4 protein-coding genes are annotated in these 2634 nt (G+C 68.9%); 2 read left to right on the plus strand and 2 right to left on the minus strand.

Annotated elements, in window-relative coordinates; translation table 11 throughout:
* The coding region (locus tag Q0716_RS02635) for a ferritin-like domain-containing protein (protein WP_299019344.1) at positions 1 to 639 on the minus strand (639 nt) is incomplete at its 3' end.
* Between the two features lie 49 nt (positions 640 to 688).
* Here Q0716_RS02635 and Q0716_RS02640 point away from each other — a divergent pair.
* Positions 689 to 1213, plus strand: a complete 525-nt coding sequence (locus tag Q0716_RS02640) for a gamma carbonic anhydrase family protein (RefSeq protein ID WP_299019346.1) — start codon at positions 689 to 691, stop codon at positions 1211 to 1213.
* Between the two features lie 10 nt (positions 1214 to 1223).
* A complete protein-coding gene (locus Q0716_RS02645) occupies positions 1224 to 2204 on the plus strand; it encodes an Hsp33 family molecular chaperone HslO (protein WP_299019349.1) in 981 nt (326 codons plus the stop codon).
* 34 nt (positions 2205 to 2238) lie between these two features.
* Here the strand turns inward: Q0716_RS02645 and ftsB are convergent, their stop codons facing one another.
* Positions 2239 to 2568: a cell division protein FtsB gene (gene ftsB, locus Q0716_RS02650; RefSeq protein ID WP_299019351.1), complete on the minus strand. Its 330-nt coding sequence runs from the start codon at positions 2566 to 2568 to the stop codon at positions 2239 to 2241.
* Between the last annotated feature and the right edge of the window lie 66 nt (positions 2569 to 2634).

A 2634-nucleotide genomic window follows, 5' to 3' on the forward strand; every position in this document is an offset into this window, starting at 1 on the left:
CTGCGGCGCGCCGGGGGTGGTGGCACGCCGCAGCTTGGCTTGAATCAGCGGCGTCGCATCCAGCCCACGCGCCTCCAGCGTGCGCGGCACCAGCGCCATGCGCGCCACGATGTCCCCTGCGGTTTGCTCGCACATAGTCCACAGCCCATCGTGCGCGTCGAAGTCGCCGTAGTCCCAGCGCGAACCGCCTGGGTGGGGGAGTGTGCGTAGATGGTCGCGCAGCAGCGTGAAGTGGTGCGCCTCTTCGGCGGCCACGCGCAGCCAGTCCTGGTAGAACGCCAGCGGCAGCCCGGCGAAGCGCCACACCGCGTCCAACGCCAGGTTGATGGCGTTGAACTCGATATGGCAAATGGCGTGCACCAGCGCGGCGTGGCCCTCGAGGGTGAAGGGCGAGCGAGTCGGCACCGAACCCGGTGCGATCAAGTGCGGCCGCGCCGGCCGGCCCGGCAGCGGTCGGTCGGGGGGTGGGGTCAGGGTGGCATCGGGGTCGATCCCCAGCGGTGCGTCGCCTGCCTCACCCGCCGTTGCCCCCGGGGCGATGCGCTCGTCCCACGCGCGCCACAGGCGCTGCACCTGCGCCACTTTGGCGTCGGGGTCGGTCTCGGTCAACGCCTGCAGGGCCTGGGCGCGCAGCTCCATACGGGGGTGGGCAGTGGACGGCGGCGGGCGCATCCGTACAATTGTAGTGATGAGCATTTATCGACTCGACGATCTCGTGCCTGACGTCCACCCGTCGGCGTTCGTGGCCGACACCGCCGCCGTCATGGGGCGTGTCAAACTGGCCGAAGACACGAGCGTGTGGTTTGGCGCTGTGTTGCGTGGCGACACCGACCCCATCGTCGTGGGGCGCGGCAGCAACATCCAGGACGGCAGCGTGCTGCATGCGGACATCGGCTACCCGCTCACGATTGGCGAATACGTGACCGTGGGGCATCAGGTCATGCTGCACGGCTGCACGATCGGGGACGAGTCGCTGATCGGCATTGGGGCCGTGGTGCTCAACGGGGCGCGTATCGGCCGACACTGCCTGGTCGGGGCGGGGGCCCTGGTCACGGAGGGCAAGGAATTCCCCGATGGATCGATGATCCTGGGTAGCCCCGCGAAGGTGGTGCGTCAGCTCACGCCCGAGCAGATCGAAGGCTTGCGCTGGAGCGCGCGCCACTATATCGAAAACGCGCGGCGCTTTGCCAGCGGTCTGCAGCGCATCGGGTGAAGGCGTCGCCGTGTCCGAATTGCATAAGTTTTTGTTCGACGGCCTCCCCGTGCGCGGCGCCTTGGTGCGCCTGACCGACGACTGGCAGGCGTTGCTGCAGCGGCGGGCGTCGGCGGGGGGCTATCCCCCGCCCGTGACCGAGCTGTTGGGTGAGATGACGGCCGCCGCCGTGCTGCTGCACAGCAACATCAAATTTGCCGGCGCGCTGGTGCTGCAGATTCTGGGGGATGGGCCGGTCAAAGTGGCCGTGGCCGAAGTGCAGCCCGACATGGCGTTTCGCGCCACCGCGACCGTGCGCGGCGAGGTCGCGTCAGGGACGCCGTTGTGGCAGATGGTCAATCCGCTGGGTCAGGGGCGGTGCGTGATCACGCTCGACCCGCGCGAGCGCCAGCCGGGACAGCAACCCTACCAGGGGGTCGTGCCGCTCCATGACGCCACGGGGCGCCCGCTGCCGCGCCTGAGCGATGTGATCGGTCACTACATGCGCCAGAGCGAGCAGCTCGACACGCGGCTCGTGCTCGCCGCGGACGAGACGGTCGCCGCCGGCTTACTGATCCAGCGCATGCCGGCGACCGGGGAGGCGAATTTGGCGCGCACCTCGGCCGTGGTCCACGAGGAGGACGCGCTCGACGCCAACGAGGACTTTCACCGCATTGCGACGCTGGCCAGCAGCCTGACACCCGAGGAGTTGCTGCGACTGGACGCCGACCGCATTCTGCACCGGCTGTTTTGGCAAGAAAATCTGCTGCGGCTGGCGCTGCCCGCGTCCGCGGCGCATCCGCGTTTTGCCTGCACCTGCTCGCGCGAGCGGGTGGCGGCCATGCTGCGCGGTCTGGGGATAGCCGAGATCGAATCGATCCTGGCCGAGCGCGGCGAGGTCGATGTCGGTTGCGATTTTTGCGGGCAGCACTACCGGTTCGATCCGGTGGACGCCGCGCGCCTGTTTTTGACGCAGGAGCAGCAGCCGCCGTCGTCGGTGCGCATACAGTGAGGGGGCTGCTCAGGGGTGCCGGTGTGCGCCGCGGTCAGCGTGGCGCTGCGGCCGATGGATCGGCCGCGGGTGTTGGGCGGGTGGCGCCGGGGCCTTGAATCTGCACGAAGATCTCGTTGGGTTTGACCAGCCCTAACTCCTGCCGGGCGATTTCTTCCACCGTCTCTAGCCCCTCGCGCAGGTCCTGCACTTCCGCTGCCAGGCGCTCGTTGCGCAGGCGCGCCTGCTCGTTGGCCTGCTCCTGCTCGGCCAGCTCACGGCGCAGCGCCTCGACCTGCGAGACGCTGCCGCGGCCCCACCAGATATGCCCGTGGATCACGGCCAGCAGCACAACCAACACCGCCGTGACCCAGTGGGCGCGCATGGTGGGGGGCAATCGGATCAGCGCAGGTTATAAAACGCGTCCCGACCGGGATAGACGGCCACGTCG

This window comes from uncultured Tepidimonas sp., assembly GCF_938045175.1.
GTDB lineage: Bacteria > Pseudomonadota > Gammaproteobacteria > Burkholderiales > Burkholderiaceae_C > Tepidimonas.